The organism is Mycobacterium persicum (genome assembly GCF_002086675.1).
GTDB lineage: Bacteria > Actinomycetota > Actinomycetes > Mycobacteriales > Mycobacteriaceae > Mycobacterium > Mycobacterium persicum.
Map to the genome: position 1 here is coordinate 1 of NZ_MVIF01000263.1, position 886 is coordinate 886.

General features: G+C 60.8%; 1 pseudogene. It reads right to left on the reverse strand.

Annotation, left to right across the window (positions count from 1 at the left end):
- Positions 1–886, reverse strand: a pseudogene (locus tag BST40_RS28275) (PPE family protein); the annotation flags it as partial.

Below are 886 nucleotides of genomic sequence, written 5' to 3' on the forward strand. Positions count from 1 at the left end.
GCCCCGCCGCCACCTGCAACACCGGAATCACCACCGGACCCAGCGCCGGACCCGAAAAACTCAACTGCAACGACTCCCCCGCGCCGCCCACATGCAAATCCAACGACGGACCCGTAATCGTGATCGGATCCACCACAATCGGCCCAATAGTGCCGGTCAAATTACTACCGTTCAGATGCAAGGTCGGAATCGTGAAGCTGCCGATCACGATGTCGCCGAGGTGGCCGGTGATGGGGATGTTGAGGGGGACGTCGACGTCGAGGTCCAGTGCGACTGCCGGGATGGTCAGGGTGTAGTCGAAGCCGGCGTGGCCCTGGCCGTCGCCGCGCCAGAAGAAGCCGTTGTTGAGGTTGCCCTGGTTGAACCCGCCGGTGTTGACATCACCGGTGTTGGCGATCCCGGTGTTGAGGTTGCCGGGGTTAAACCAGCCGGTGTTGGTGTCCCCGGCATTCCACGAGCCGGTGTTGGAAGACCCCACATTGAAACTGCCCGAATTGTAGGAACCCGCATTGCCCACCCCGGTGTTGAGCAACCCGGTGTTCAACACCCCGGTGTTCAACCGGCCCGGGTTGAACAACCCCGTATTGAGCTCACCGGAGTTGCCCACCCCCCAGTTCCCGGTCCCGGAGTTGAACAACCCCACATTCCCGGTCCCGGAGTTGAACAACCCCACATTCCCGCTACCGGAATTCCAGCCCCCGAACCCGACCTGACCATCACCACTCAACCCGATCCCAATATTATGGCTACCGGTGTTCCCGAACCCGAAATTACCGATCCCGGTATTCCCGAAACCAACGTTGTAATCCCCGGCGTTCCCCAACCCCACATTGTACGACCCCAAATTCCCCGGCCCGAAGTTATACCACCCGATATTCCCCGAACC